This is a genomic window from Desulforegula conservatrix Mb1Pa (assembly GCF_000426225.1).
GTDB lineage: Bacteria > Desulfobacterota > Desulfobacteria > Desulfobacterales > Desulforegulaceae > Desulforegula > Desulforegula conservatrix.
The window spans coordinates 26,429-53,175 of sequence record NZ_AUEY01000023.1 but is presented as its reverse complement, the minus strand read 5'-3'; the positions used below and the strand labels follow the sequence as shown (position 1 = coordinate 53,175).

Genomic DNA, 26,747 nt, shown 5'->3' with positions numbered 1-26,747 from the left:
TAAAGCAGCTGTAGAGCATCCATCCTTCAAATGGGTCAATATAATACTTGGTAACTTAAAAAATGCGCTCAAAGGTACTTATCATGCAATTAATCGCAAGCATGTTCCGCGGTACCTGGCAGAATTTCAGTACAGATTCAATCGCCGATATGATCTGCCGTCCATGATTCACAGACTGATTTATGTTGCTCTTAGGACTCCACCCATGCCATCAACCATGCTTTCTATGGCTGAAGCAGAGTGGTAATCAGAAAATGATAAAAATCTTTATTATGTTGCAGTCAGCACAAATGGTTACTACAACATCACAAAATACACAGACGGAACACCAATTAATTTAACAGAAAATGGCTGGGTTTATTCAGACAAAATCCCAAAACAGTCAAAGTCTTATGATTTTTCAGTTGAATGCTCAAATGGCGATATTGCTTTGTATATAAATGGAAACCACTTAATAAAAGTTCATGATGAAACATATTCAAATGGAGCTTTAACGCTTTACGGCGCGTATACTGGCCATGAAACAGGAGAAATACGCTTTGACAATTTCGAAGTAAAAAGAATAACAAGCGGACTTGCCAGAACTTCCGATTAAAATAATAAGCCTGTCCAATATGTCTATAATTAATGAATATATATTGTAATTTAACAAAACATGATAACCATACAGGCAGTTTTCTGTGCTTTTGGATTCTGTCTATCATGCTCATTGTCTTGGGTATTTCACTTTTTATTTTTAAAGGTCAAGGCACACTTCATTTTCAATCAAACAACACCATCACAGTATACCTTCTGCTTTTTCTTCTGATATGGGCAACAGGCCTTGCAATTCTTCCATCGCTGCCAAACCCGTTTCCAGGGAAAGGCCTTGTCTGCCTTATGGGTATAGGATTAGTAACTCACGGAATCTTTATATCTGGAAGAATAATTGAAGGGCATGGCATTCTGCCTTCATTTTCAGTTTTTAGCCTTGATATTGCTATAACAGCCCTATTACTGAAAATCCTGAGTATAAAAAGGCTCAGCCTGAGATGGGCATTTCTATATATTGTCAATCCATGCGTACTTGCCGGACTTTTAATCTGCCAGCCCTCTGCTTTTGCGGCTATCCTGCTCTTCATAAGTGCAGTCTATTTTTTTTTGACAGATAGATACAAACTGATGTTTGCTTTAACAGGCTTCCATGCAGTGTTTTTCCCGTATTCAATTCCTGCTATCTTTCTTCTCCTGAATAAAAGAAATTACAAAAAAGCATGGATACTTCTTATAAGTCTGGCAGCTTCATTGCTCATCTCATTTTTGACTTCAAGGTCAAACCTATTGCCTTTTTATGCCCTTAATGCTGAGGCAGCCATTAAAACAGGGGTTTTATCCCATTTTATGCAGCCTGCTTTTCATGTTCAAAATGTCGATACTATATCTTATGTCCTTGCATTTCTGTTCAGCACCATGGGAGTTATAATTTTCCATCCTGAACTAAACCCAAGATACAGAAACGATCCTTTTCACGGTATTTTTATTTTTTTTGCCACCTTGATAATTCTTCTGCCTGAGCCACCAATTTCTATTTTCATATGGATTGCACCTTTCATTGTTTTCAGACCGTCAATAATGTGGCTTTTGCTCGGTTTTTCAGCTTTTCCCTATGCAGCTGTTTCAGGTCTTAGTGCTTCAATACCAGGACTTTCTCCAAGCTTTCAGATTTTCTGCGGCGTCACACATCTGAAATCCATAGTCTGGTTTCCACTGTATATATCCCTGCCATTTGCTTTTTACAGAATGGTTCAGCACCACAAAAATTATAGCCGATTTGTCTGGCAAAAAGAGATAAAAACATTATCTGTCATTATTCCCGTTCTGAATGAAGAATCTGGAATTGGCCAGTGCATCAGAAGCATAAGACAGGATTCATCTGTAACTGAAATAATAGTCATAGACGGAGGATCAAATGACAATACAGCCAATATTGCAAAAAATGAGGAAGCAGAAGTCATAATACATAAATTGCCATTTACTGATGGCGGAGGACGAGGCGGCCAGATAAAGGCTGGACTTTTTCAGGCATCTGGAGACGCAGTTGCAATTATTCATGCTGATTCCATTATCTCTGCACCGATATTTAATCATATAATTGATACACTGAATAATAATCCTGATGTGATAGGCGGCGCTGTCGGATGCAGATTTGATTCAGACGAGTTAAAGTTCAGAGCCATAGAATTCGCCAATAATGCAAGAATGGCATATCTTGGAATAGCCTTCGGAGACCAGATCCAATTTTTCAGACGAAGACCTGTCATCGAAAACAATGCGTTTCCGGACATTCCACTCATGGAAGATGTGGAGCTTTCAATGAGACTTAAAAACCTCGGAACCCAGGTTTTCCTTTTCGGAGATGTCATGGTTTCAACAAGACGCTGGCAGAAAAAGGGATTCAAAAATGCCTTGTGGGTGATTCGTCAGGTCACAAAATACATAATTACAAGAATATGGGCAGAACCAGATTCCTCATCCTTGTATAAAGCATACTACAAGGTAAAAAACGATTGAGTCTCCTTCCTTTTTTTAAAATTCTGCAAAAGAAATAAAATCATGTATTTTTTAACCCAGGTTACAAAAAAGTCACCCTGTTGCAAGCATCAAATTTGATGGACTCTCAAAAAGTCCAAAAAAGGCATATGCGTCATGCCGTAATTAATCCGGCATCCAGTATTTTCATATACTTATAGATTCAGGCCTGCGCAGGAATGACGGAAATCGGACTTTTTGCGACTTCGTCAAATATGAATAAACTGGCTTTTGCGAACAAATTACAATCAGTTTTCAACAAGATGGAATTTTCCGCCTTTGACCACTTTCATTATCATGGGTTTGCCCACAACATCACCATTTTCATCAAAAGAGAAATCTCCGGTAAGCCCTTTGAAAGCTTTTAATGAATGCAAAGCATGGGCAATATCAGCAGGAACAGTACAGCCAGCATTTTTTATTCCTTCAGCTATAACCATCATGGCTTCATATCCCTGGGTTGCTGCGATGTCAGGCTCTTTACCATAAGTCTTGCGGAATTTTTCTAAAAATTCCTGCATTGCCGGATAAGCAAAATCAGGATGAAATACCGAGCCTGCATAAACATTCTCTGCGGCACTTCCTGCAATCTCAATAAGTTTTGGATGATCCAAAGCATCACCCCCAACAATAGGGACAGTCACACCCATTTTTCTTGCCTCAACTACAAATTCGGCGGCTTTGGGCATAACTCCGGCAAGAAAAATTGCATCAAATTCATAATTGTCCTGCCAGAACTTTATTTCTTCCCTGAAACTTCTTGCAGAACTTAAATCATCGTAACTAGACCTGTCCAGAACAGTCAGACCGTTGCTTAACGCGCTTATTTCAAAAGCATTACTCTGGCCCCTGCCATAATCATCATTGATATGGTATATGAGAACATTATTAAATCCTTTTTTACGGCAGAATTCGGCCAACTTTTCTCCAAAAATACGATCGCTTGGAATATTTCTGAATATTTGTGGATATCCCTGGGTGGTAAGTTTGTAACCTGTGGATAAAGGTGACACCATGACAAGACCATAATACTGATACATTATGGATACAGGAACGGAAACGTAGGAACTTGAATGCCCCAGCACAGCTACGACATTTTCATTATCAGCAAAAGACTGGGCCACAATTTGCCCGGTTGTCAGGTCTCCTTTGTCATCGCCCTTTACAATACTTATTTTTCGACCGCCTAACAATCCGCCTTTCTGGTTAATCTCGTTAGCAGCCATCGAAATTCCTTCCCATAGAAGATTACGCTTCTCAGCCCAAGGTGATGCAGCTCCAATAAGAATATCCCCGGTTGATTTCAGCGCTATTTTTGCTCTGTTATCAGCCGGATTATCGCTCCCGGAGCAGCCTGACATCAAAGATGCTAATACTATTAAAAGAAATATTTTTTTGATCATGATCTCTGTCTCCAAGAGCCTTATGCTAATCTTAAAAAGCCCAAATATTATTATTCACAACAAGAAATTGTCCTGATTTTTCTTTAAGCTATCTGACGGGCAGCCAATTCTTTGAAAAGCCCTTCCTGGGCAACCAGCGTTTCATAGTTACCGGCCTGCACAACCTGGCCCTTATCCATGACATAGATTCTGTCCGCATTGATTATGGTGCTGAGTCTGTGGGCTATGACAATACGTGTGACCTTGAGTGATTCGAGACTTTTACTGACCTCTGCCTGGGTCTTGTTGTCGAGGGCACTGGTCGCCTCATCAAAGAACAGAATCTTTGGTTTTTTAACAATTGAACGAGCAATTACAATTCTTTGCCTCTGGCCTCCCGAAAGAACACCCCCGCCCGCCGGAAGAACAGTATGCATCCCCATGGGCATGGCTTTTATATCATCAGCTACGCCTGCCATTGCCGCAGCATCCCAGGCATCTTCAATGGTAAGATTTGACTGGCCTACAATATTCTCATATATACTGCCCTGGGTAAGCATTCCATTCTGCATGGCAACACCGAACTGACGCCTTGACTCTAAAATATCAATGGTGTCAAGATCCTGCTTGTCATAATAGATAGTTCCTGATTCAGGTTTTTCAAACCCTATCAGAAGTCTTAGCAAGGTTGACTTGCCAGATCCTGATCCTCCGACAATGGCAATAAATTCTCCCGGTTTAGCGGTTATTGACACATCATTTAAAACAAGCGGAAGATCTTCTCCATATCTGAAGTTAACATGAACAACTTCAATATCACCAGTGAGTCTTCCGGGGGGTGCTTTCTGCTGATCATTCTCAGGCTGGGTTTCTAATATAGGCTTGAGACCCTCATAAATTGGTATGATTGACAGAGATGATGTAAATACTCCGGTCATATTCAGGAGTGCTGTTTGAAATGACCCGAATGCTGAAATAAATGCAAGAAACGACCCGGTAGACATCGGCTTGCTCATATAAAAGATCATCCATGAAAAAAGCGTCATACTGGTAAGCAGTGGGAACACAGAATTAAAAGAGGTTAATGCATTTTGGGCAACACCTGCTGAAAAACCAGCCTTGCGCTTTTTTGAAAAAAGATCGCTCCATTTTACAAATGCCCTTTTCTGTGACCCTGTCATCTTGACTTTTGCCACACCATTTATGAGCTGGAAAAGAAAGCCGGCATTTTTATTGTCCAGCCTTATTGATTCTCTTTGCTGTTTCAACTGTATGAGGTTTATGCAAAGTGTACAAAAGAGCGTCACCAAGGTCAGGGCAACGGCAATAAGAGCTAATCCATAATTATAATAGAACAGCAGACACAGATTGAATACGGAAAAAATTGAAGAAAGAACTGTATTCAGTACAATGCCTGCGATCATGTCGATGATGGTGGTGATACCAAGACTTCTTTTTGCAAGATCACCGGAAGAATAATTTCTGAAAAAAGGCACGGGAAGTCCCAGGAGTCTGTCCCATAAAGCAGACTGGACAGTATGGTTAACCTTGCCCTGTATTCTTACAAGTGAAAACCCCTTGGCGAGCTCAAAAAAGCTTGTGGAAAATGCAAGGGCAAGAAGTATCAGAAAAATCTGCCCCATTTGAGATCTTGCAGCCTCCGGTATAATGCTGTCAAAAATAACACCTGTTACAACAGGGGTAGCCAGACCGATTAGGCCAACCATGGTACCAAGGACGCCGACCATGATAATATCGACGGTACTTTCACCCATAATCATCCTGCATATATCCATGAATCCGATTGGCTTTGATTCAAATGGCTTGTAAAAAGAGAAGGCTGTGGGTAAAAGTTTTAATGATTCTTCTTCCGTCACCTCCCTGCTTTTCCCTGTGAGGGGATCAAAAATCTCATAGGCTCTTGCCCCGCTCTGTAAAAGACAAACAGGCTGCATTCCTTCTTCAAAGAATCCTATCATCGGGCCGCTGTCGTGCTTATACCAGTTGGCTTTGAGCATTACCTCCCTGACCCTGAAACCTGAATATCTAGCCAGAAAAATAACTTTATATTTACAGTCTCCTTCCGGCATATCAACAGGCTCTTTTATTTCAAAGCCTCTTTTCCCGGCAATAACAGTAGCACACGCAACAACAGGATCAGGGGATGAAGAAGCCTTTTCATATTTGCCACCTATAACTACGTGGGCAAGTCCCTTCAGAGCCTTTTCATAACCAAGGCTGTCTGCCATTTCGCGTTTTTTGAGCTTTGAATCAGTATGATTTGATAAGTTCTGCATACGGGCCTTCTACATCTTTCATGGTTTCGTGTGTACCGCGCTGAACGATCTTCCCTTTATCCAAAACTATAATCTCATCGCAATCCCTGATTGTGCTCAGTCTGTGAGCTACTATCAGGCATGTTGTGCCCCGCCTTCTGATATTACCGTCAACAATCATTTCAGTCTGAGCGTCAAGGGCACTGGTGGCCTCATCCATGATCAGAATATTTGGAATATTCAGCAGAGCCCTGGCGATTTCAATTCTCTGCCTCTGACCGCCGCTAAAATTGGTCCCACCTTCTTCGACATGGCTCTCGTATCCGCCTCTTCTCGATGCGACCTCATCATGGATATGTGCATCATGAGCTGCAAAAACCACGTCCTCATCAGGAACAGAGCTATCCCACATTGTAAGATTTTCCTTGATACTGCCTTCAAACATGAAAATATCCTGATCAACCATTGCAACTGAGTCAAAAAAGACCTGTTCCGGAATATTGTGCAGCAGCTTGCCATCATAAAGAACTTCTCCAGACCACGGAGCATAAAGACCGCTAGCAATTTTGGCGACTGTTGATTTTCCTGATCCTGATCCGCCAACAATAGCCACTCTTGACCCTGGCCTGAGTATGACTGAAAAATCAGTTATCAGCGGAGGCTCAACCTTGCTATACCCGAAGCTTATGTTTCTAAGTTCAAGATGCCCTTCGAGTTTTTCAGATCCGAACTCGTCAATGGATATATCATTAAACCCCTGGGCTTTTTTATATTTCAGGGCATCATCAAGCCGCTTGATATCTGAAGTGGTTTCCTGAAGAGTGGAGCCGAGCTGCACTAGCTGGTTAAATGGCTGAAGGAAGCTGGACATGAGACTTTGAAACGCCACTAGCATACCCATTGTAAGAACGCCATCCATGACGCGGTATCCGCCAACAACCAGCACCACCAGATTATTGATCGCCAAAAGAAGGGGAGTAACCATGCCAAGCAGCTGGGTTGGTATTGCAAGCTCCTGATTGGCGTTGGTAACTTTGGCTTCATGGCCGCCCCATTTGGCAAAAAAATCTGATTCGCCTCCTGACGCTTTAAGAGTTTCTATCATGCGCAGTCCAGACATGGACACACCCATGAGTTTCCCCATTTCCTGCTGAAGCTTCTGATTTAACAAAGCTCGTTTTTTTGACACAAATTTCAATGCTACCAGGTTGATCATCGCAACCGCAATACCTGTCATTGTGAGTACGATGTCATAATAAAACATTATGATCATGTAAAAAAATACCATGACAAGGTTCAATGCATTTATGGAGAGTGTTCCGGACAAAAGAGTTGCGACCTTGTCATTGAGCTGGATTCTGGATACAAGATCACCGCCCATGCGCTGGGAGAAAAACTCTACTGGCAGACTCAGTATATGTGTCAAAAATTTTGCGGATGAACTGATGGCAAGCCGGGTTTCGAACTTGAGAAGATAGTGCTCCTGAAGCCATGTGAGGGTAAAGCGGATCAAGGCTGTAATGCTCATGGCCACAAGAAGTGGCCTGAACCAGCCCAGCATCCGGCCTACAAGTACGTTATCAACAAAAATCCTTGTAAATACAGGTATTACAATTCCTGGAACCACCAGAAACAGCCCCGCAAGAATAATGTAAACAAGAGGAGAGGCAGCGTTATCAAGCCTTCGAAGAAGTGATTTGACCGTGGAATCGCTATCTCCGCCTTTTTCAAACTTGTCTGTAGGCGAAAATGTAAGCACCACACCTGTAAATGCATTGTCAAACTCTTCATAACTGATTACTTTTGGTCCTGATGCAGGATCATTTATGTATACCTTATCATTTTTGAACCCTTCAAGGACAACGAAATGGTTGAAGTTCCAGAATATAATGACCGGGAAATCAATGGTTTTAAGATCTTCAGGCTCCAGCCTGAACCCATTTGCCTCCATACCGTACTTTCTTGCAGCTTTTAACACATTGCTTGCCTTGCTTCCGTCACGGGAAACGCCGCATTCTACTCTGAGTTCCTCAAGAGGTACCTTCCGGCCATGGTAGGCAAGCACCATGGCGAGAGATGCAGCTCCGCATTCAAGACCTTCCATCTGCAGTACGGTGGGGGTTTTAATTCTTTTCATTTGGAATCCCCTCACCAAGGACATATTTTTTGAATATAGGGATAACCATGTTAATCGGCTTCTGCTGTTCGACCACCACGTTGCCCTGGCACATGGTTCCTGACCCCATCATTATTCTGGGGCCATTTCCAGATGACCATTTATAGCCGCTCGGAGTTCTTGGATCAGGAATAAGATCGGCACGAACTTCTATGGGCGCTCCCCCGGAAGATAAGGACTGAACCAGTGAATCATTATGCAGAACATTCATCATGGCTGAAGTTGAGACCGGAAACTCAGACACCGATGTTACAAGACCGAGCATGAAACCGAATTCTTCCTGACGGCTTGTTGAGGGGGCAATCTGGGCTTTCATGCCTCTTTTGATTTTTTTGCCCTGTATTGCCGGGAAATATATTATTGCTTCAAGATTTTTTGTGTTTTTACCCATCAACTCAACTTTTGCAAGGGGTGAGCCGGCGTTCACGATAGATCCTGTTGAAGCGCTCAGTTCTATGATCTGACCAGAATAAGGGCTCATTACATTGGATGTTTTTTCAAGATCTTTTATCATGTCGGCAATCTCACGTTTTTTAGTGCTGATCTGCTGCATAAGATCTTCTCTCGCAACGTCCTTGCTTGTGGTTAATTGAAAAAGCTGAATCTCAATCTGGCTTAATTCATTTTTTGAACTGCTGACCTGACTGTTGAGAGAATCAATATTTTTCTGTGTATCAAGAAGGGCCTGTTCGGTCAAAATCCCTTCTGCCAAAAGTTTCTTCTGATTGGTTTCTTTCTGTTTAAGCCAGCCAATCTGCTTTTCAAGGTTTTTTATTTCACTTTTAAGGGCTTCTATTTTTTGGGTCGCAGACTCTTTGCTAAGCAGAACTTCTTTTTTACCTGACGAGGTAGTCAGTGACATTCTGTTATTCATTTCATTGAGAGTTGCTCGCGCATCGTTAAGTTTTCCAAGCAGATCGGTCTGTTCAATTCGTGCAATGAGTCTGCCTTTCTCCACAACATCCCCGACGTTAAAGTAAATATCTTTTATTCGTCCCGGTGATGGCGCGTCGATTTCAAAAATACCGCCACTCTTAATAAAAAGCCCCATCCCTGTCACCTTGGTAGGCAATGACCCGAAATATCCCCAGGCAAGAGCGGCGGCAATGAGCAGACCAGTTGTCAAAAGAGAGATCCAGCCCTTTGGACTTGTGATCTGTATCATAGTATCCAGCTGGTCCGGAGAAGACAACCTGTCCAATGAAACTTTTCTGAATATTTTTGACATGGACCTTACCTTTATTTATTTAATCATTAATTTCAGCCATGCTAAAGACTGACCAGATCTGTTTTGATCAGATAATCAGGCAGTGTTGATATATCCATTAGCCCGGCCTTGTGCGGCCATAGATATCAAAAACTTTGTTTTTTATAATACAGGGAGCAACTATAATCTAAAAATATAACGCCATAATTATTTTGCGTTCAAAGAATAAAGAGCAGGAAGATTAACCAGAATTTTCTCGCCATCAACAACGCTGATCATTCCACCCGTATCATAAACAACTCCTGCCAGAGACACAGCAACAATACGTAAATTGTCTATATTGGAAATAAGAGCGTTCTGATAATTTTCATGTGTGTTTATAACATCTATAACCGTACTCATTCCCAGCTTGAATTTACTGCCTTCAACTTTCAAGGCTTCGTTATAAAGATCAACGGTTTCCATGGAAAACTTGTAAGCTTTCAGACTCTGTTTAAATCCGTTCAGAGCAGAAACCACGTCAATTCCTGCCTTTCTTTTTGCATTGGCAAGATTCAACTTCATTTGACGGAGAGCGATTTCCTTCTGGATCACGTCACTTTTTGCAGAACTGTTCTCCAATGGCTGAGAAAATGAGATACCTGTTGTGAAAGTTCCGGCATTGCTAATCACATTGCCTGAGACGTGGGGGCTCTTGTCAGAAGCGTAGGCGGAAGCATATAGATTCAGATCAGGTTTTAGCCCCCTTTTTGATGATTCAAGCATCAACTCTGCGGAATGCAGGGTAATTTCAATTGACTTGATGTCGAATCTTTTTTCATAGGCATTCTGAACAAACTCATCCACAACAAATTTTCCAGGATCATTAACCTTCACCCACTGAATTTTTGGGAATGACAATTCTATTTCTTCATATGGGACACCCATAGACTTTGCAAGTTCATAACCTTTGGTTGCAAGATCTTGTTCACCTGTGACTACACGGGCATGTTTGTTGGCAAGGTTGGCCTTGATCTGGTTTGAATCGGCCATTGGGCGCTCGCCTTTTTCAACCAGTTTCTGAAAATCGGACAGCATTTTTTGAGTATTCTGTTCACTTTTTTTATAAATGAGAAGCTGCTCATAAGCTGCAAGATAGCTCCAGTAGTTGACTACAGTCTGATAGACACTGGTTGATGCCTGGAAAAAATAATCATGAAGGCTCGCCCTGCTTGTTTCCAGCGCTATTTTTTCATTGGTAGTGTTTTGGTTTTCCATCAACAGATCATATATGGGGAAATTTAGCTTAACGCCTATAGTTGGAGTTGATTCTCTGGGCTGTTTAAGATCAGGAGCAATGTCATTTGAAATCAAAAGATCAGCAGATGTCTGAACAGAAACCCCGCTTCTGGTAAGTTTGCTAAGCTGTAATTTATATGATTGAGATTTAACTGTGTTAATGTCTCTTCCATAAAGTTTTTTTTCAACACCATCTAGAGGAACCTGACCAGATGCGACCTCTGCACTGGAATTCAAGGTATTGTCAAAAGGCCCGCTGGTTCCTTCATACGCACTTTTCGACGCATCTGCGTTCAATTTACTGTAAAGAATATCTGCCTGTAACATAAGGGTATTTTGAACTGCCTGTTCAAGAGTTATTTCTTTGGCAAAAGCAGTGGAGGTCAGCAGCAAGAACAAGATAGACAACCGCAGTGACATTTTAATCTCCTTGCATTTATCATGGAGGTAATGATTTGGGGCTTATTTTTAATAAGACTAACTTTAAGAATATTGATTGATGAAACTGTTTTGGAGTTAATATTTTAGAACAACATATTCTGTATTTTTAGTAGAATACAGTAATGTTGTATTTTTTGAGGCACTATTGATAAAATGAACATTTCTGCAAGAAGGCGACATTTAAGAGTTTCATTCATTTTTAGTTAGAGATAACACATCAGGTCAAAATTAAGCAAGATTATAAAATAAGATCAGCGACTCATTTACCTACTAAAGAAAAAAATTGATTCCAAGACTGATATATCGTACCTATAGAAATAATATTAATAATTATGATTAATCCTGTTATTCAGACCTGTCAATGCCTCACACACAAAATCTGCATTCTTTAGATATTTTTTGGCACATCTAAAAAGGACCGTATAACAATGAGCAGTCACGATGTCATCCTCATTAATCCACCTTACAGCACCATGGGAAATCCTTATATAAGCGTTCCTGTTCTTCATTCCTATCTTGAGAAAGAAAATATTAATGTTCTGTCTATGGATCTCGATGCCGCACTTTACAAAGAGCTTGCCAAACCTGAGATTGTCCGTAGAGGCATTGACCATACAAAAAAAAGATTTGTAGAGCTTAACTGCAGAGAAAATTTAAATTTTGCGGAAGCCGTTGAATACAGGATGTTTTCTACCTTACTGTTTCAGCTTTCATGCCACGGCAAGGAACTAAATAATTTTGTAGATGGTGATTATTCCCATGATGATTTTAAAAAGGTTTGCTTTAACAAACTATTAATAACAGCTTCAAGCGCCTTAAGTTTTCCTGAAATGATAGTCACAGTGCCTCAATTTGCCGTCAACCCTTTGTTTGAAAGTTTTTCTGTTTCAGAAATTTTTGATAGCCTGTCAGACAGTAATCTGATTCTTGATATAATCTATCAAAACATTGATTCCATAATGGAAGCGCATGATTCCCCTGTTTGGGGAATTTCAGTTACTTTTCACGACCAGATAATAAAGGCCTTTCAATGCGCTGCTCATATAAAAAAGAAAAACCCGCGTGCTTTTATAATCATGGGAGGGCCATCTATCGCTCACTATTTCAGAAATCTTCCTGATAACAGATTGTTTTCAATCGTAGATGCCTTTGCATATTTTGAAGGTGAATTAACACTCAAATCATTGGTGGGCGTTTTAAAAAACAATGGCTCTCTCCAAGATGTTCCTGGAATTGCATTCAATGAAGGCAATAAAATATTCCATACTATGCCTCCTGAAAAAATCCACATCAATAATTCGGCAGCGCCCGATTACAATGTCATAGATCTTGACAGTTTTATAAAATCCAGGGCTAACATGACCGTTCCCATTCGACTGACAAAAGGCTGTTCATGGGGAAAATGCACTTTCTGCTCTTCTTTCGAGTCATACTATGAACAGATTGATCCTGAAATAGCACTGGGACAATTGCTAAAAGTATATCATGATACAGGTATCCGTAATTTTATGTTTTCGGACGAGGCCTCACCATTAACAGTTCTGGATTATCTGTCAAAAAAAATCATTGAGCTTGGCATCTCAATTTCATGGACTTTCCATACCAGACTGACAAAAAAGCTAACAAAAGAACGCTGCCGACTATATAAACAGGCTGGATGCAGTCAGATTTACATTGGAATCGAATCGACATCGGATAGAATTCTTAAAAAAATGGGCAAGGGTATAACTTTCGGGCAGATTAAGGATTTTTTTGATGAAATGGAGCCTATTCTTCCAATCGGAGCGTATATGATGATAGGTTTTCCAGGTGAGCGTGAAGATGAAGCTGAAAATGGTTTTAGGTATTTAAGTCAATTAGTTGAAAAAAAGAAACTTGCCTCTTTTGTATATTCACAGTTTACAGTTAAAACCGGATCAGCAATATGGGATAATCCCGAAGCATTTGGCATTTCAGAACTAAGCAAAAGAAAAGATCTTGATCTGGATCACAATATATACTGTTTCAAAACAGAAGGCATGCCCCTTGAAAAAATTTATAGGCTGTTTTCTCTTTATTCAGGTAAAACAAAAATCGAACAGATATTTTCAAAAATAAGCAGAATAGATTTTCAGGAAATACATGAAACCTTAAATTTCAGTATGAAAGACACTACTGATTTTGTTGTTTCAGATACCAGTTTTTTTTACCAATCAATGCGGAAATGGTTCTCAAATCCTGAAACAATACCCAGGACAGGTCAAATATCATGGTAAAAAACTTTCATAGCGCGGATTTTTTTAAAAAATGTGGCCCGTCTTTATTTTCATATTGAGTTCAACCACGTTAACACATGGGTGGTTTATCGATGATGACTGATAAAAATTCGACAGATATTTCTTCGGCTATATTTAATCCCTTGTTATTCCCAGAGGCTCAATGGAATCTGACCGGTCTTTTTTTTCATGATCCATTTATTACAGATTTTATCAGAAGGATTCGTGACCATTTAAAGGTCAATCCTTTTAAATGGGTACATGGTGCCCCTCTTTCCTATAAATGGAACGGAGGAAGAGTTGATCCCTCATTCAATATCACTCCTGATGAAATCGACAGATTAATAAATCGTTATAAAGCTCTTGATATTGGATGCATGCTAACATTTTCAAACAGATTTATAACAAAAGATGATCTTGATGATCCTGAATGTAATTATCTGCTTGAAAAAATAAGTGAATGTGATTCCGGGAAAAATGGAATCATTGTAGCCAGTGATATTCTGGCCGAGTATATCCGTGGCAGATATCCGAATCTTCATCTTATGGCATCAATAATAAAGGTAACCTGTGAAAAAGGCACTGGCAATCTTTCCTATTACCGATCGCTTGAGTCAAATTTTGATTCTTATGTCGTGGATGTAAATGACAATGTAAATTATGACCTACTTGAAAACCTCGATAGGTCAAAAGCAGAATTTCTTGTAAACAGCTGCTGCGTTTATCATTGCCCTTTTAAGGCTGAACACTATGATATACTTGTAAAGGTTCATGATAAAAACAGTGAAATCACAATGGATACAGTGCTGGAATATCAGAAAAAAAACTGTAAGGCCTATCCCATAGGACGCCAGCTTGGAAAAACACGCAACCACTGTTTAACAATGGAAGAATTACTGAGGCTGTATGAAATGGGCTTTCGTAATTTTAAATTACAAGGCCGCTATACTACATCATTAATTGGTATCATATATGATATCTGCCATTATGTTTTCGAACAGGAACAAACCGGCCCACAGGTTTTTCATTCATTCGTGTAGATATGAAAGAGTCTCATAATATCCGCGTCAGTTAGAACCTGTATCTCTCAAAATGGCTGAATACCAGGGCCTGCAATATCTTTCTATTTTGTCATTATTTGGGAATTTCATGACACCTGCGTGATAGTCAGGAACAATATCTTTACCTATAATAAACCACATGGGTTCTTTATCAACTGCTTCACTGAACGCTTGAATTAGCCCAAGCCTGTTTTTCTGTTTTGTAAAAAAATAATGCAGTTCGTTGTGAGTTTTAAAATCATTTGAAAGTATCAGTCTGGACAAGACATCTACATCCTGATTGCTTGTATTGTGAAAATCAGAAAAAATTGATGAGACTGGATGCATCCATACACCAGGGGTAAATGTGACAGGAATATTTTTTAAATAATCATGGCAGAATAGCAACGTTTCGTTCAGCGTATTTTCTGTCTCTTCAGGGCTTCCTGTCAACATGGACACTTCAAATGGTATTTTAGCATTAACAAGATTTTCTATGGCAATTACCGAGTCTTTTGTCGTAAAACCTTTTTTTAGATATTTCAGAACTTTGTCACTCCCGCTTTCAAGCGTCAGTACCAGACCTGCGCATCCTGATCCCCTGTACTTTTGAAGCAACGCCTCTGTTAATCCAGAAGGATTTACATAAGCATACCACTTTATATCAAGCCTGCTTTCAATGATTGCATCAACAATGGCGATGGAATGATCTGTAGGACTTGAAAAAACAGAATCCACAAAATATATATGCTGTATTTTATAATCCTGAAGATATGTCCTGATCTCAGAAACTATCTGGGAAACAGGCCTCAACCTGTATTTTTGACCTTCGAGGTATGGATAAACACAATAGGAGCAATTAAAAGAACACCCCCTTTTGGTTTGTATGGAACCATAACCTCCATTATCATGGTAAATTTCAGTGAGATTATCAAGGCATGAGACGTCCATTTTCCATAAGCTGTCATTATCACAATTTTTTCTGTCATTTTTGTGAATTATACTGTCTCTCCTGAAAACAAGCCCCGGAACTGAATCAACTTCCTCACCTTGATTCAGTTTCTCAAGAAGCATGACCATTGAATGTTCACCTTCTCCCTGGATACCATAATCAAGATTGAGGTATGTCATGTAAAATTCAGGTGCAAGCGAAAACCCTGAGCCTCCGGCTATGACGGGAGCCCCGGAACAGTTTTTTAGAAAGTCTATGACAGGAAGATCCTGAGAAATGCAGAAAAAATCAACTAATGTATTGGTTTTAATGACAGGCGGACCAAAATTGTAAAGATTTCTGAAAGAATATCCTATATATTGAGGATTAAAATTATGGATTTTTTTTCGCAGCTCTTTTTTATAGTCAGCTGATATTGCAGAATCTTCAAGAAACACCGGCAATAGTACTGGAATAATCAACGGTTCAAATCCATGTTCCCTCAATGCTCCTGCTATGAAGAAAAGCCCGATGGGTGCTATTCTGAAATCAGAATCCGAATAGCTGTCCCTTGCAGACAGAGAGTGAAAAAGCAGAACCCGGCATTTTTTTTTATCCATGAATTGAACCTTTTGTATTTTAGTCTGAAAACCATAAGAAATGAAAGTCTGTGTTCTGTTTTACAGCCTAACACCCGAACAAAAATTGACAAAGTCGCAAAAAGTCTGATTTCAGTCATTCCGGCGAAGCCCGGCATCCAGAAATATCTTCAAATACTGGATGCCGGATCAAGTCCGGCATGCCGCTAAAACCTTTTTCTGATTTTTTGCGAGACCATCAAAATTAACTGGAAGCGTCAAGAATATTTAAACGAAAACAGGGAAGAACCGCAAGATGTATGATATTTTGTTTATAAACCCTCCGAATCATGGCCGGGAAGATTTTATACCTCTAGGCCTTAGAAATCTTTACACAATAATCAGGGACGCTGGGTATAAAACTGGATTTATTGATATTCAGAAGCTCTTTATAACCGGAGAGCTTGAATTTAATCATGATTCAATGGAAAATATTTACAATATAATAGGCTCTGCAGAAGCAAAAATATATGCTTTTACGCTTTGGAACACATCTTTTCCATGGGTAATAAGTACTTGCAAATATCTCAAACAATCAGACAGCAGATCTATTACCATTATTGGAGGCCCGCTTTCCACACTTTCTTCAGAACAGATTCTAAAAGATTATGACTGTATCGATATTGCCTGCAGATTTGAAGGCGAATTGATTATCGAACCGCTTGTGAATACACTTTTGTCTTCAGTACTGGCAGATATTGGAAATATTCAAAATATTTCGTACAGGGACATAGACGGAGTCATCAAGTCCACGGACAGTGCCCCTCTTATAGATAATCTTGATATTCTTCCAATGATAGATATAACGCCGACTGATTTCAGAAGTCCTGTGATTAACCTGGAAGCAGGACGAGGTTGTTCTTTCCACTGCTATTACTGCTCATCCTGTTTTATCTGGAAATTCAAACCCAGATATAAATCAGGAAAAAGACTGTTTTCTGAAATAGAACATATTTGCAGTCAGTATAAAAGAGAAGGTATAAACCAGCCTGTTTTTCATCTCGAGCATGATAATTTTCTTATGAAGCCAGAAGTTTTAACCGAACTTGATTCAAGAGTTCAGGAAACAGGGTTAAAATTTAAATACGGCTTTGCAGGCAGAGCAGATCTTATAACAGACAAAAATCTCGAGCTTCTCAAAAGTACAGGATGCTTTTATGTTTACCTCGGGATAGAAACAGGGTCAGCTCGTATGCAGAAAATAATCAATAAAAATCTGCCATTAAAAAAAATATTTTCATCCATCCTGAAACTTCAAAAAAATAGAATTATGGTCAACGCTAATCTGATGTATGGTTTTCCGGAAGAAAATCTTGATGATTTACACGCGTCTCTGGATCTAATGAATACTTTGCGATATCTGGGTGTAAATGTTTATATCAGTATGCTGAGTCCTGAATCAAAAACTCCGGTTGGTGATGCCGCACCTTTATCTGATTATCTATTCAATGATTCATCAAGATATTACAAGGAATTGATACATTCTGGTTTTAAACCCGAAGAATACAAAAAGGTTTATCTGAATCATCTATATACGCTGGAAAACCGGCATTATGATATTTTAATCTACAATCAATTTGTTCAATTCTGGCATACGCTTATTACAGATTATCCACTAACTGTTTACACTCTCAATAGCCATAATGACTGTGACTGGAAGAATATTTTTTCAGTATGGAATAACAATCTGAAAAACTGGAACTTCTCCGGTGCTTCAAACCAATCGCTGATTGATTCTTTCAGACTTTTTAATCAAAACTTTGGGCAAAATGAAAAAGAAACTGAAATTGCAGTTCTTGAGCATTCTATCAACATGAGATCAAAAAATAGTAATAACGACAATGATATATCCAGAGAGCAACTTATGGAGTATTATGGATATTATAATAAAATACGCAAAGAGACCATTGACAGACTGAATGCCATGCATGGCTTTTATTAGAGCCAGCACTGGGGGTCTTTATTTTCTGTAGATCCTCCTGCTACACCGCGGCATCCCCTGCATACATTCAGATATCTGCATTGTGAGCAGGGATCATTTTCTGAAAGTTCGTATTTATGATTTATTGAGCTGATATAATTATAAAAATCATTATCAACCATTTTTGACAGAACAGGTTCAGGAAGAAGGCCGCAGCCTATCAAGTCACCGGAGTATGTCAAAACCAGCAATCTTTCTATTGCGTCACATCCCAATCTTGCGCCTGGTTTAAACAAATCTTCTGTTTCAATAAGCCCCTCCTCGCAAAGAAAAGGCACCCACAGCTTTTCCTTGAAGACAAGATTTAAACCATGCCTTTTATTGTTGTAAAGAAAAAGCAGCATCTGCTTCAAAAATTCCCTGAAATCCCCAGGCTGAATATCAACAGGGTAATTTTTTTCATTCAGCTTCCCAACCCTTGCAAGCCTTCCAATGGATACTGCATCAGGTTTGTTTTCCAAAACAAAACCAAGGGAATCAAGCAGATCTGCCCGGTTGAATTCTCCTATGGAAAAATGCCACACAACAGGAGTTCCATTTTTACGAAACTGCCTTGTTACATGGCTTAATATTTCAGGAGAGTCTTTTTTTCTGTATTTTGCCTGACTTCGAATACCCATAAAAGTCAACTTGACTGACTCGCAGGCTGCGTTTGAAATCATTTCATAGACTGGTTCAGTAATTGTGGATGGATTTAATTTCAGGCTGAAGTTAGAATTATTATCACGAAGGAATATCATAAGATTTTCAAAATAAGGATACTCCAAAGGGTCACCGCCAGTAAAAGAGAATTGTGGAATAATGGAGTTATTGATCCGGCTTTCGGAGAACTGCCTGATTGTATTACAAAGAGATTCAAAATCCAGAAAAACAGGATTGCAGTCTGTTGTGGCGCCGCAGTAGAAACACCCAATGGAACATTGATTTGTTAGTTCTATCTCAAGTATATGCCGTTTTTTATAGTCAACAGCTTTTGCCATAAAAAAGCTGTTTATATAATTTTTAAAATTGTGATCCATTTTAAGATCTTCAAAGGTTCTATGCATTTTTATATTTTCACCCTCACTTTTCGGCACCTTTTTTAACTGATGGATAATATGCTTTAATTTGTGACGCTGTGGACAAACCGATGAGTTATCTTTCAATATAACCGGACACTGCATTTTAATGAACCGCGTTTTTTAAATGCGTTTTTTAAATTGACTACCATGACTGAATCTGTATTATGTATATACTTTTATCCATTATGAATACACTGAAATGGAATTTTGATTCTTCAGAAACATTCTGTATATTTGTATTTCTTATTTTATTCAAAAAAATAAATTGGTGAATTTTTAAAATTCGTTGGGCTAATTTATAATCACAACCAGAAACACCCCGATCAAATCATCAGTATTATATAAAGTTTCTTTATTTGCTGATCGTGACTTGATGTAAAACCAACAAAACTAAATAAACATACTTGACTGACATTTTTTTTATTTCAGTCTTCAGATTAAAGAATACAACAGAATAACAAGAACAGCTTTTTACAGATGCTTTTAATGCTGCAGAACCTTATGTGGCATATGGCTGGAAACAGAAGTAATTACTACTTACCTAAATCAAGGAGATTATTATGTCATTAGATCACGCCAAAAAAATGCTCGAAAAGCTCAAAACAGACAAAGACCTTATGGAAAAAGTCAAAGCTGCGGATAATGAAGGTAAGAAAAAAATCGCCGAAGATATGGGCCTTACTTTCACAGCCGAAGAAATGAAAGAAGCTATCAAAGCTGATTCATCATTGAGTGATGAAGATCTTGCTACAGTTGCGGGCGGTGCTTCAGGTACATGGGTTGCAGTTGGAGCAGGCGCTGCCGGAGCTGCCGCTGCTTGCGGCTGGTAACCGATTATTGTTTAAAAATCATGCTTTTATGAATTAGAATAGGCCTTTAACTTAGTTAAAGGCCTATTTATTAAGGAAGTTATTATGTCTTTAGATGATGCAAAAAAAATGATCGAAAAGCTCAAAACAGAAAAAGGGCTTATGGAAAAGGTCAAAGCTGCGGATAATGAAGGTAAGAAAAAAATTGCTAAAGACATGGGACTTGCTTTCACGGCCGATGAAATGAAAGAAGCTATTAAGGCTGATTCGAAATTGAGTGATGAGGATCTTGATACCGTTGCAGGTGGTGCTTCAGCCACATGGGTTACTGTCGGAGTCACCAGCGTCGGGGCTGCTGCTACATGTGGTTGGTAAGGTAACGATTATCAAAAAAATATTAAATTTTGTTCAGTCAAGGTTATTTCTTTAATCAAATTAAAGGCATAACCTTTTAAATTTATGGAGATATTATCTGCCTATGAATTTACAGATAAAAGAAGGCATCACTCTTTTTGACAGGCAATATCAATCCTGTTGTGGGAATGGTAAACATTCTCATTATTTGCCGGAAGAAGAGGCATTCCGGATAGTATGGGATGAAGGCACCAGGATAGGTATTACACGGATTGCAGATGTAACCGGATTTGATAGAGTTGGTATTCCTGTGTATAACTCCATCAAACCGACAACTAACGGATCATGTGTACAGCACGGCAAGGGTCTTACAAGAACCTCATCAAAAATATCAGCACTCATGGAATCCTTTGAAAGATATCATTCCGTCAATCCGGATATTAAATCATTCGAAGCAACCTACGATGAAGTATCCCGTGACATGGCTGTGATTCCATTTGAAAAATTGCTGCATATAAAAGGATCATTGCTCAGGAAAGACATGCCTATTCTTTGGACCGAGGGTTGGGATATCGCCAACAATGTAAAAACAGCTGCTCCTCTTGCCATGGTTGAACTCGCTGGTAAAAAGTCTCAGAACAAGACATTTAAAACAGGACATATGCAGGTTTCCTCAAATGGCCTTTCTGCTGGTTTTCATATTCTTGAGGCCATAATTCAGGGCTTGCTCGAGGTTATTGAGCGCGACGGAATCACATGCCATACTTATAAATCAGGTGCTCTTAAACTGCCAGTGCCGGAAAAGCTGATTGAACCTGAGTCAATTCCCTATCCTGAAGTAAAAGAGCTTTTTGAAATATTTACCAAAGCTGGAATAGCGCCTTTTCTTTATGATTGTTCCACAGATATTGGTATTCCAGTATATAACTGCTTTCTTTTTGATAATCTGCACCCGGAATATATGTGTGTTCATGGGATGGGAGCAGGACTGCATCCAAGGGAAGCAATGCTTCGTGCCTTAACGGAAAGTGCTCAGTCCAGAGTTGTTTTTAATGCAGGAAGCAGGGATCTTTTTTTCCAGGAAGAGTTTGAAATATCATGCAACAATAGCTCCAGAGCCATTTTCCCCATAGCCCAGAAACAGAAGAAGTATACTTTTGATTCAACTCAGGAAATTGAGGAAATGCCTGATTATGTGAAACAGATTAATTACTGTATTCATAAATTAAAATCTTCAGGAATGGAACAGGTTCTGATTTTCCCACTGGTTCCGGAGAATAATAAAATCCAGGTTGTAAGAGTGCTGGTTCCAGGAGCAGAAGGCTATATTGTTTCATCGTATTACCCTGGAGACAGAGCCCTTGATTATTTGAAAGGGGTTAAAAAATGAAAATAGTCGTATTTTGCGGACCTACTATTTCTGCTGAAGAAGCATCGAAAATTATAGAAGCTGATTTCAGGCCACCTATAAAACACGGTGATATGATCAGCTGTGTTTACAATGACCGGCCAGATATCATAGTGATTATTGATGGTGTTTTTATTGATAAACTGTCAATCTGGCATAACGAAATCAACGAAGCTTTAAACAAGGGCGTCACCGTATATGGCACATCTGCCATGGGAGCAATCAGGGCCGCAGAAATGCAGAAATGGGGAATGCGCGGAGTTGGCGAGGTTTTCAACCTGTTTTCTGAAGGAACGATAGAGGCAGACGACGAAGTCTTCTGTGATTATTCAGCTATAAATGGGATTTATCACAAAAAAACCATTCCAGTAGTTAATCTGAGATATATTTTATCAAATGCTACAAAAGCTGCCATTATAAAAGAAAACCAGGCAGATGATATTCTTACAGCAACAAAGGCACTGTTTTATAAAGACCGAACCATTGCAATAATTATCAGCACATGCCTCGAGAACTCCATCATTAATGAGACCGAGGCCCAATCCCTTTTTGAGTATATCAGTGCCTCACAGTTAGACATACAAAAGCAGGACGCTGTCCTGTGCCTTGAATCAGTTAAAAAATTAAAATCTGAAGATCTGGACAGAAAAGAAAAAAACTTTCAATACGATCTTTTTTTTGAAGCACTTTATGAGCGTGACCGTGGAACAAAAAACGGGAACGATTATCATTCATTTTACAAGATTGCAAATGACTACGCCATGTATTCATCGGATATTGAGTCTGTAAATGACGCAGCCCTGAACAAAAAAATCTGCGCACTGATTGCCGATAATTTTAATATTGAAGTATCTGATGAAGACATTGCAGCCGAGAAAGCCCTTTTTACCCAAAGACATCGGATAAGTGGTGACAAGGAATACCATGAATGGCTAAAAGGTAATGATCTGACTGAAAATGAATTCAATGAGCTGCTCTCCGAAGCTGTAAAGATCAACAAACTCCAGAACTGGTATTCCACAAGACTTGGATTTGCCAAGAACACGCGTTATCTGTTGGAAGAGCTAAAACTAAGCAATCAGTACACAGAGTGGAAGCAAAAAAGCATCAATATACATGAGAAATTAAAAAATTCGCGGGAAGAAATAACCGAAACGTTTAATGATAATGATCTTAACAAATTAGTCGCAATTTTTCTAAAACGCAATTCAAGACCATGGGAATCCGCTCCGTTCAATTTTATTAAGAAAATAGGTATGAATCCCCAGGCATTCAAATATCTTCTCGCCAGGGATAAAACCCTGTCAGAGATTGTAGCCAAGGAAATATACGGCGACGCATGACATCCGGAAATTTTAAAATAAAATTGCTGCGGATATGCAGCTCATCCACAAATATCAGCGCTGATGTATTTGATAATCTGTTCAGAGAGAATATCGGGTCATTGTTCTCGACCGAGTATATTTCTTCCATGGAATTTGTATCCTTGGTTTCAAAAAAATCCGGTCTTTTTGAATTATTAAATAAATACGATTATATCTGCCCGGATTACAAGATGATGGCTGTTGTACCATGGTTCATGCAACTTAGAAATCATAACAATCTGTCCTTCGGAATAGTCTTTATCACACACAGCCCTGGAATCTACGGCTTGGAATGGTATCTGATGCAGAATTTGATCTGCAACAAGGATATTATCATCGCTCCAAGCAATTTTTCAGGTCGTGTGATAACTCTTTTGGCCCCCTCCCTTAAATCCAATTTAGAGATCATTAACCACCCAATTAATTTGAAAAGCAATCACAATAAGACTCAGAACAGGGGCAACAAAATAGTCACCTTGAGTCGCATTGTTGATAACAAACTCATTCATCGCCAGATTGACGCCATGGGGTTAATTGTTCACAAATATGGATATGATCACCTTAAAATGTTTATAGGCGGCAACCTTAATGATTCTGAATCCGGTGAACTGACACACTATGCGCGCCTTCTATATTTGAAAATAAAACTTTTAAAACTTGAACAGAATGTGTTTTTGACCGGAGAGATTTCAGCCCCGGGGAAAAAAGCTTTTTTTATGGATTCGTTTGTATCTGTTAATCTGTCAAGAACCCTTGAGGAGGCATTCCCAAAGGTGAGTGTCGAAGCCCTCAGTTTCGGGATTCCAGTTGTGTCAACACTATGGAACGGATTCAGGGAAACTGTTGGTTCTGCCGGGATATTATTGGATCTTGAGATTGATTCCAATGGAAGAGCCGATGTGGATTCGGATGATCTGGCAAGAGCCATTATAAGATTATATGAAGAGCCTGTCTATGAAGACATCTGCCACAATCAAATAAAAAAATATGATTTTTCAGCACTAAAAAAAAAATACATTGATATTATTTCAGATCGTGTTTCAAGGGACACTGCCCCCACCATGGTAAATAAAGAATATTTCGGGCTTCTTGATACCATATCTTTTTTAAAAGTGTTTACCCATAGTGAACTGATGAAATATCACACAGAATGGGTGGAGAATTATTTTAAAGCTATTAGAAGCAATAACTCGGAAACTTTACAAACTGGAGAAGTCTTTTTCAGGTATTTTGTTTCCGAGGCTTTAAATCAGATACTTACCGGATTTTACTCATTTAAGTACTCCGAGGATATTCTATATGATTTCAAACCGATTAAAGCTTTAAGTGAATCAGGAGCGGTAGCTGATTTTCGTGAAAAAATGCGCCAAAGCATATACATATCAAACAATAGCCACTCAAAAAAAACTTTGCTCAGAATTTTTTCTGAACGCCCTGATCAGGAGCTCCTTAAAGAAGCCATTCTGCATTTTAAGAGTACAGAGGAAGATATTCCCTTAATGGAGTATTTCATACATTATGCAGATTATCTGGATGAAAAATACTCGGAAGTATGCACTTTTTATAACAAATATTACCGTTCCTTGCGGCCAGACTTGAGTCAGGCTGAAAATATGTGTCTTTGGTCCAGAGCAGCCATGAAGTGCAATGATACAAAAGGGGCTATCGAATATCTTGGCAAATGGCTTAAGCGTTATATCACCGAACCCGAAGCCTCGAAAATCCACATTGAGTATATGAAACTCCTGCTCAACACGCCTGGTATACCAAGGAAAACAATAGATCAGCAGCTTGAAAACATAAACGAAATCAGCTTTGACAGAAAACTATTTAAAAAATTAGAGATAGCAGCCTATGTCAGATAAAAAGGTACTCCTTATTCATCCACCATTTTGTATGCCGGACAAGCCATATATAAGTACGGCAGTTCTTTACTCTTATCTGGCTAAACAAGGAATAGATGTTTCTGTTTTTGACCTTAATATTGAGTTTTACAGGGAATATCTTTCCTTGGCCAATATTGGCAAAGCTATAGATTTTATAGATAAAAGATTTAAGGATCTTGACAACAATCCAGCCCTTGAAACTCTCGAAATCCAGGAACACCTGAAACTGAAAGCACTAAAAAGCAGCATGACAGGCAATCCACCGCCATTTCATCTGCTTTTTAAAAACGGCGCCTTGCGCAATTCAGAACAGTTCATATTATTTGGTATGGGGCTGAATATCGTCAATACCCTCTATTATCCCGAATCCCTCGAATTTTTAATAACTACCGGGTATATTAGGTACAAGAGTAATGGCAACAAATTTTCAAGTCATGACATAATCGACAGTATTAAAAAACCGTCGCTTTATTCATTTGTAATTGAAAAAATCTTATCTGCGTATTTTACAGATAAAAATCCTGATATTGTCGGCATATCCGTATCTTTTCCAGATCAGGTTCTTCCGGCTTTTTATGCTGCTTCAGTAATTAAAAAAATCCGTCCGAAAACTCATATATGTTTTGGTGGGACATTTGTTTCAAGCCATTTACGTGACATCAGCAATATCAATCTTTTTGATCATGTTGATACTTTTATCCTTGATGAGGGTGAAAACCCACTTCTTGAACTGATTAACTGTCTGAATGAATCAAGGTCTTTTGACCACATTCCAGGGCTGATTTACAGATGCGGAAGCAAAATCTGTAAAAATGAGCCGGGCAACACCAGTTTGAATAAATTACTGCCCCAACCTGATTATTTATCTGTCGATCTTGATAAGTATCTTGTTAATACTGATTCCATGGCACTTTTATTCAGATTATCCCAGGGATGTTACTGGCATAAGTGCAGCTTTTGCAGGACCGAACTTTCATTTGTTAAAAATCATGTCCGTGCAGAATTAAATGAAATAACCCCATGGATCATAAGACTTGTGCAGCAAACTCCGGTTCGCATTCTGCATTTTACCGATGATGCAGCAGATCCTGATCTGCTTTCAGAACTGTCATTGTTCCTTCTTGAAAAAAACATATCCATATCCTGGGTCACAAATATGCGTTTTGATAGCAGAATCACCCTTGAAAAATTAGATCTATATAAGAGAGCCGGTTGCCGGGCCATATATTTCGGACTGGAATCATGCAATGACAGGATTCTTAAAAAAATGAAAAAGGGCATTTCAATGAAATTCGTTGAAAAAACCCTGAAGAACTGTGCTGAATCTGCAATACCTGTAAATCTCTATATGATTGTCGGGTTTCCAACTGAAACAGAGGAAGAAGCCCTGGAAAGTTTTTCAATTGTATATGAATGGAAGAAAAAAGGGCTTGCCCAACAAGTAATATATAATATTTTTGAAATTTCAGGATGGTCAGATATTTCATCTAATCTTCAGGATTATGGCATAACAGAAGCATTTCATTCTCCATCGCTCGATCTGCACCCACCAGTAACTGATTTTAAATGCAGCGGCATGGAACGATCTAAAGCGGAATTATTTTGTTTTGATTTCATTACAAAACTGGGAAAAGTAAGTTCATACACTAAGAAAGGGGTGATGGATTTACTCTGTACTTAAAACACTGGTAA

The 26,747-nt window shown here is 39.1% G+C and carries 19 protein-coding genes; 12 read left to right on the top strand and 7 right to left on the bottom strand.

What is annotated here, in order from left to right; genetic code table 11:
* The 3 genes from K245_RS27225 to K245_RS26570 form a co-directional block, all read left to right on the top strand.
* Positions 1–247: transposase (locus tag K245_RS27225; protein ID WP_027359238.1), on the top strand; the 247-nt coding region annotated here is incomplete at its 5' end.
* Between the two features lie 183 nt (positions 248–430).
* Positions 431–595 carry a hypothetical protein gene (locus K245_RS27715; RefSeq protein ID WP_156906766.1) on the top strand — a complete coding sequence of 55 codons (165 nt, stop codon included), beginning with the start codon at positions 431–433 and terminating at the stop codon, positions 593–595.
* Between the two features lie 107 nt (positions 596–702).
* A complete protein-coding gene (locus K245_RS26570) occupies positions 703–2,550 on the top strand; it encodes a glycosyltransferase (RefSeq protein WP_027359237.1) in 1,848 nt (615 codons plus the stop codon).
* Positions 2,551–2,816: 266 nt separating this feature from the next.
* Here K245_RS26570 and K245_RS23925 read toward each other — a convergent pair whose 3' ends face one another.
* From K245_RS23925 to K245_RS0110345, 5 genes are all read right to left on the bottom strand, one after another.
* Positions 2,817–3,971 carry an ABC transporter substrate-binding protein gene (locus tag K245_RS23925; protein ID WP_051284028.1) on the bottom strand — a complete coding sequence of 385 codons (1,155 nt, stop codon included), beginning with the start codon at positions 3,969–3,971 and terminating at the stop codon, positions 2,817–2,819.
* 83 nt (positions 3,972–4,054) lie between these two features.
* Positions 4,055–6,247 (bottom strand): NHLP bacteriocin export ABC transporter permease/ATPase subunit, encoded by a 2,193-nt coding sequence (locus K245_RS23920; RefSeq protein ID WP_051284027.1) that lies wholly within the window; start codon positions 6,245–6,247, stop codon positions 4,055–4,057.
* Complete coding sequence (locus tag K245_RS0110355) at positions 6,222–8,363, bottom strand: NHLP family bacteriocin export ABC transporter peptidase/permease/ATPase subunit (RefSeq protein ID WP_084156209.1); 2,142 nt, start codon at positions 8,361–8,363, stop codon at positions 6,222–6,224. Before K245_RS0110355 ends, K245_RS23920 begins: the two co-directional genes overlap by 26 nt.
* Positions 8,350–9,630, bottom strand: a complete 1,281-nt coding sequence (locus tag K245_RS0110350; RefSeq protein ID WP_027359235.1) for an NHLP bacteriocin system secretion protein — start codon at positions 9,628–9,630, stop codon at positions 8,350–8,352. Before K245_RS0110350 ends, K245_RS0110355 begins: the two co-directional genes overlap by 14 nt.
* Positions 9,631–9,816: 186 nt before the next feature.
* Complete coding sequence (locus K245_RS0110345) at positions 9,817–11,307, bottom strand: TolC family protein (protein ID WP_084156208.1); 1,491 nt, start codon at positions 11,305–11,307, stop codon at positions 9,817–9,819.
* A gap of 449 nt (positions 11,308–11,756) precedes the next feature.
* Here K245_RS0110345 and K245_RS0110340 point away from each other — a divergent pair, with 449 nt between their 5' ends.
* Positions 11,757–13,583 carry a B12-binding domain-containing radical SAM protein gene (locus K245_RS0110340; RefSeq protein WP_027359233.1) on the top strand — a complete coding sequence of 609 codons (1,827 nt, stop codon included), beginning with the start codon at positions 11,757–11,759 and terminating at the stop codon, positions 13,581–13,583.
* Positions 13,584–13,675: 92 nt separating this feature from the next.
* Positions 13,676–14,623 (top strand): hypothetical protein, encoded by a 948-nt coding sequence (locus tag K245_RS0110335; protein WP_027359232.1) that lies wholly within the window; start codon positions 13,676–13,678, stop codon positions 14,621–14,623.
* A gap of 27 nt (positions 14,624–14,650) precedes the next feature.
* Here K245_RS0110335 and K245_RS0110330 read toward each other — a convergent pair whose 3' ends face one another.
* Entirely contained in the window at positions 14,651–16,174 is a 1,524-nt protein-coding gene (locus tag K245_RS0110330; RefSeq protein ID WP_027359231.1) for a B12-binding domain-containing radical SAM protein, read from the bottom strand.
* Positions 16,175–16,448: 274 nt separating this feature from the next.
* Here K245_RS0110330 and K245_RS0110320 point away from each other — a divergent pair, with 274 nt between their 5' ends.
* Positions 16,449–18,134, top strand: coding sequence for a B12-binding domain-containing radical SAM protein (locus tag K245_RS0110320; protein WP_027359230.1), 1,686 nt, complete (start codon positions 16,449–16,451; stop codon positions 18,132–18,134).
* On the opposite strand, the gene K245_RS0110315 is transcribed toward K245_RS0110320, so the two are convergent.
* A complete protein-coding gene (locus K245_RS0110315) occupies positions 18,131–19,219 on the bottom strand; it encodes a radical SAM protein (protein WP_027359229.1) in 1,089 nt (362 codons plus the stop codon). The two genes, K245_RS0110320 and K245_RS0110315, sit on opposite strands and share 4 nt — an antisense overlap.
* Positions 19,220–19,794: 575 nt before the next feature.
* Here K245_RS0110315 and K245_RS0110310 point away from each other — a divergent pair.
* The 6 genes from K245_RS0110310 (at position 19,795) to K245_RS0110285 (ending at position 26,736) form a co-directional block, all read left to right on the top strand.
* Positions 19,795–20,064 (top strand): Nif11-like leader peptide family RiPP precursor, encoded by a 270-nt coding sequence (locus tag K245_RS0110310; RefSeq protein WP_027359228.1) that lies wholly within the window; start codon positions 19,795–19,797, stop codon positions 20,062–20,064.
* A gap of 84 nt (positions 20,065–20,148) precedes the next feature.
* Entirely contained in the window at positions 20,149–20,418 is a 270-nt protein-coding gene (locus K245_RS23915; RefSeq protein WP_051284026.1) for a Nif11-like leader peptide family RiPP precursor, read from the top strand.
* Between the two features lie 103 nt (positions 20,419–20,521).
* Positions 20,522–21,787 carry a YcaO-like family protein gene (locus tag K245_RS0110300; RefSeq protein WP_027359227.1) on the top strand — a complete coding sequence of 422 codons (1,266 nt, stop codon included), beginning with the start codon at positions 20,522–20,524 and terminating at the stop codon, positions 21,785–21,787.
* Positions 21,784–23,148, top strand: a complete 1,365-nt coding sequence (locus K245_RS0110295) for a TfuA-like protein (RefSeq protein WP_027359226.1) — start codon at positions 21,784–21,786, stop codon at positions 23,146–23,148. Before K245_RS0110300 ends, K245_RS0110295 begins: the two co-directional genes overlap by 4 nt.
* Positions 23,145–25,034: a glycosyltransferase gene (locus K245_RS0110290; protein ID WP_027359225.1), complete on the top strand. Its 1,890-nt coding sequence runs from the start codon at positions 23,145–23,147 to the stop codon at positions 25,032–25,034. Before K245_RS0110295 ends, K245_RS0110290 begins: the two co-directional genes overlap by 4 nt.
* Positions 25,024–26,736 (top strand): B12-binding domain-containing radical SAM protein, encoded by a 1,713-nt coding sequence (locus K245_RS0110285; RefSeq protein WP_084156207.1) that lies wholly within the window; start codon positions 25,024–25,026, stop codon positions 26,734–26,736. The genes K245_RS0110290 and K245_RS0110285 overlap by 11 nt, the downstream gene beginning before the upstream one ends.
* Positions 26,737–26,747 lie beyond the last annotated feature (11 nt).

Coding starts and splice junctions, on each gene's coding strand:
- K245_RS0110350 (WP_027359235.1), bottom strand. CDS start 9,630: ATGTCAAAAATATTCAGAAAAGTTTCATTGGACAGGTTGTCTTCTCCG.
- K245_RS0110330 (WP_027359231.1), bottom strand. CDS start 16,174: ATGGATAAAAAAAAATGCCGGGTTCTGCTTTTTCACTCTCTGTCTGCA.
- K245_RS0110335 (WP_027359232.1), top strand. CDS start 13,676: ATGATGACTGATAAAAATTCGACAGATATTTCTTCGGCTATATTTAAT.
- K245_RS0110290 (WP_027359225.1), top strand. CDS start 23,145: ATGACATCCGGAAATTTTAAAATAAAATTGCTGCGGATATGCAGCTCA.
- K245_RS23920 (WP_051284027.1), bottom strand. CDS start 6,247: ATGCAGAACTTATCAAATCATACTGATTCAAAGCTCAAAAAACGCGAA.
- K245_RS0110355 (WP_084156209.1), bottom strand. CDS start 8,363: ATGAAAAGAATTAAAACCCCCACCGTACTGCAGATGGAAGGTCTTGAA.
- K245_RS0110315 (WP_027359229.1), bottom strand. CDS start 19,219: ATGCATAGAACCTTTGAAGATCTTAAAATGGATCACAATTTTAAAAAT.
- K245_RS0110310 (WP_027359228.1), top strand. CDS start 19,795: ATGTCATTAGATCACGCCAAAAAAATGCTCGAAAAGCTCAAAACAGAC.
- K245_RS26570 (WP_027359237.1), top strand. CDS start 703: ATGCTCATTGTCTTGGGTATTTCACTTTTTATTTTTAAAGGTCAAGGC.
- K245_RS0110345 (WP_084156208.1), bottom strand. CDS start 11,307: ATGTCACTGCGGTTGTCTATCTTGTTCTTGCTGCTGACCTCCACTGCT.
- K245_RS0110295 (WP_027359226.1), top strand. CDS start 21,784: ATGAAAATAGTCGTATTTTGCGGACCTACTATTTCTGCTGAAGAAGCA.
- K245_RS0110340 (WP_027359233.1), top strand. CDS start 11,757: ATGAGCAGTCACGATGTCATCCTCATTAATCCACCTTACAGCACCATG.
- K245_RS0110320 (WP_027359230.1), top strand. CDS start 16,449: ATGTATGATATTTTGTTTATAAACCCTCCGAATCATGGCCGGGAAGAT.
- K245_RS0110285 (WP_084156207.1), top strand. CDS start 25,024: ATGTCAGATAAAAAGGTACTCCTTATTCATCCACCATTTTGTATGCCG.
- K245_RS23925 (WP_051284028.1), bottom strand. CDS start 3,971: ATGATCAAAAAAATATTTCTTTTAATAGTATTAGCATCTTTGATGTCA.
- K245_RS23915 (WP_051284026.1), top strand. CDS start 20,149: ATGTCTTTAGATGATGCAAAAAAAATGATCGAAAAGCTCAAAACAGAA.
- K245_RS0110300 (WP_027359227.1), top strand. CDS start 20,522: ATGAATTTACAGATAAAAGAAGGCATCACTCTTTTTGACAGGCAATAT.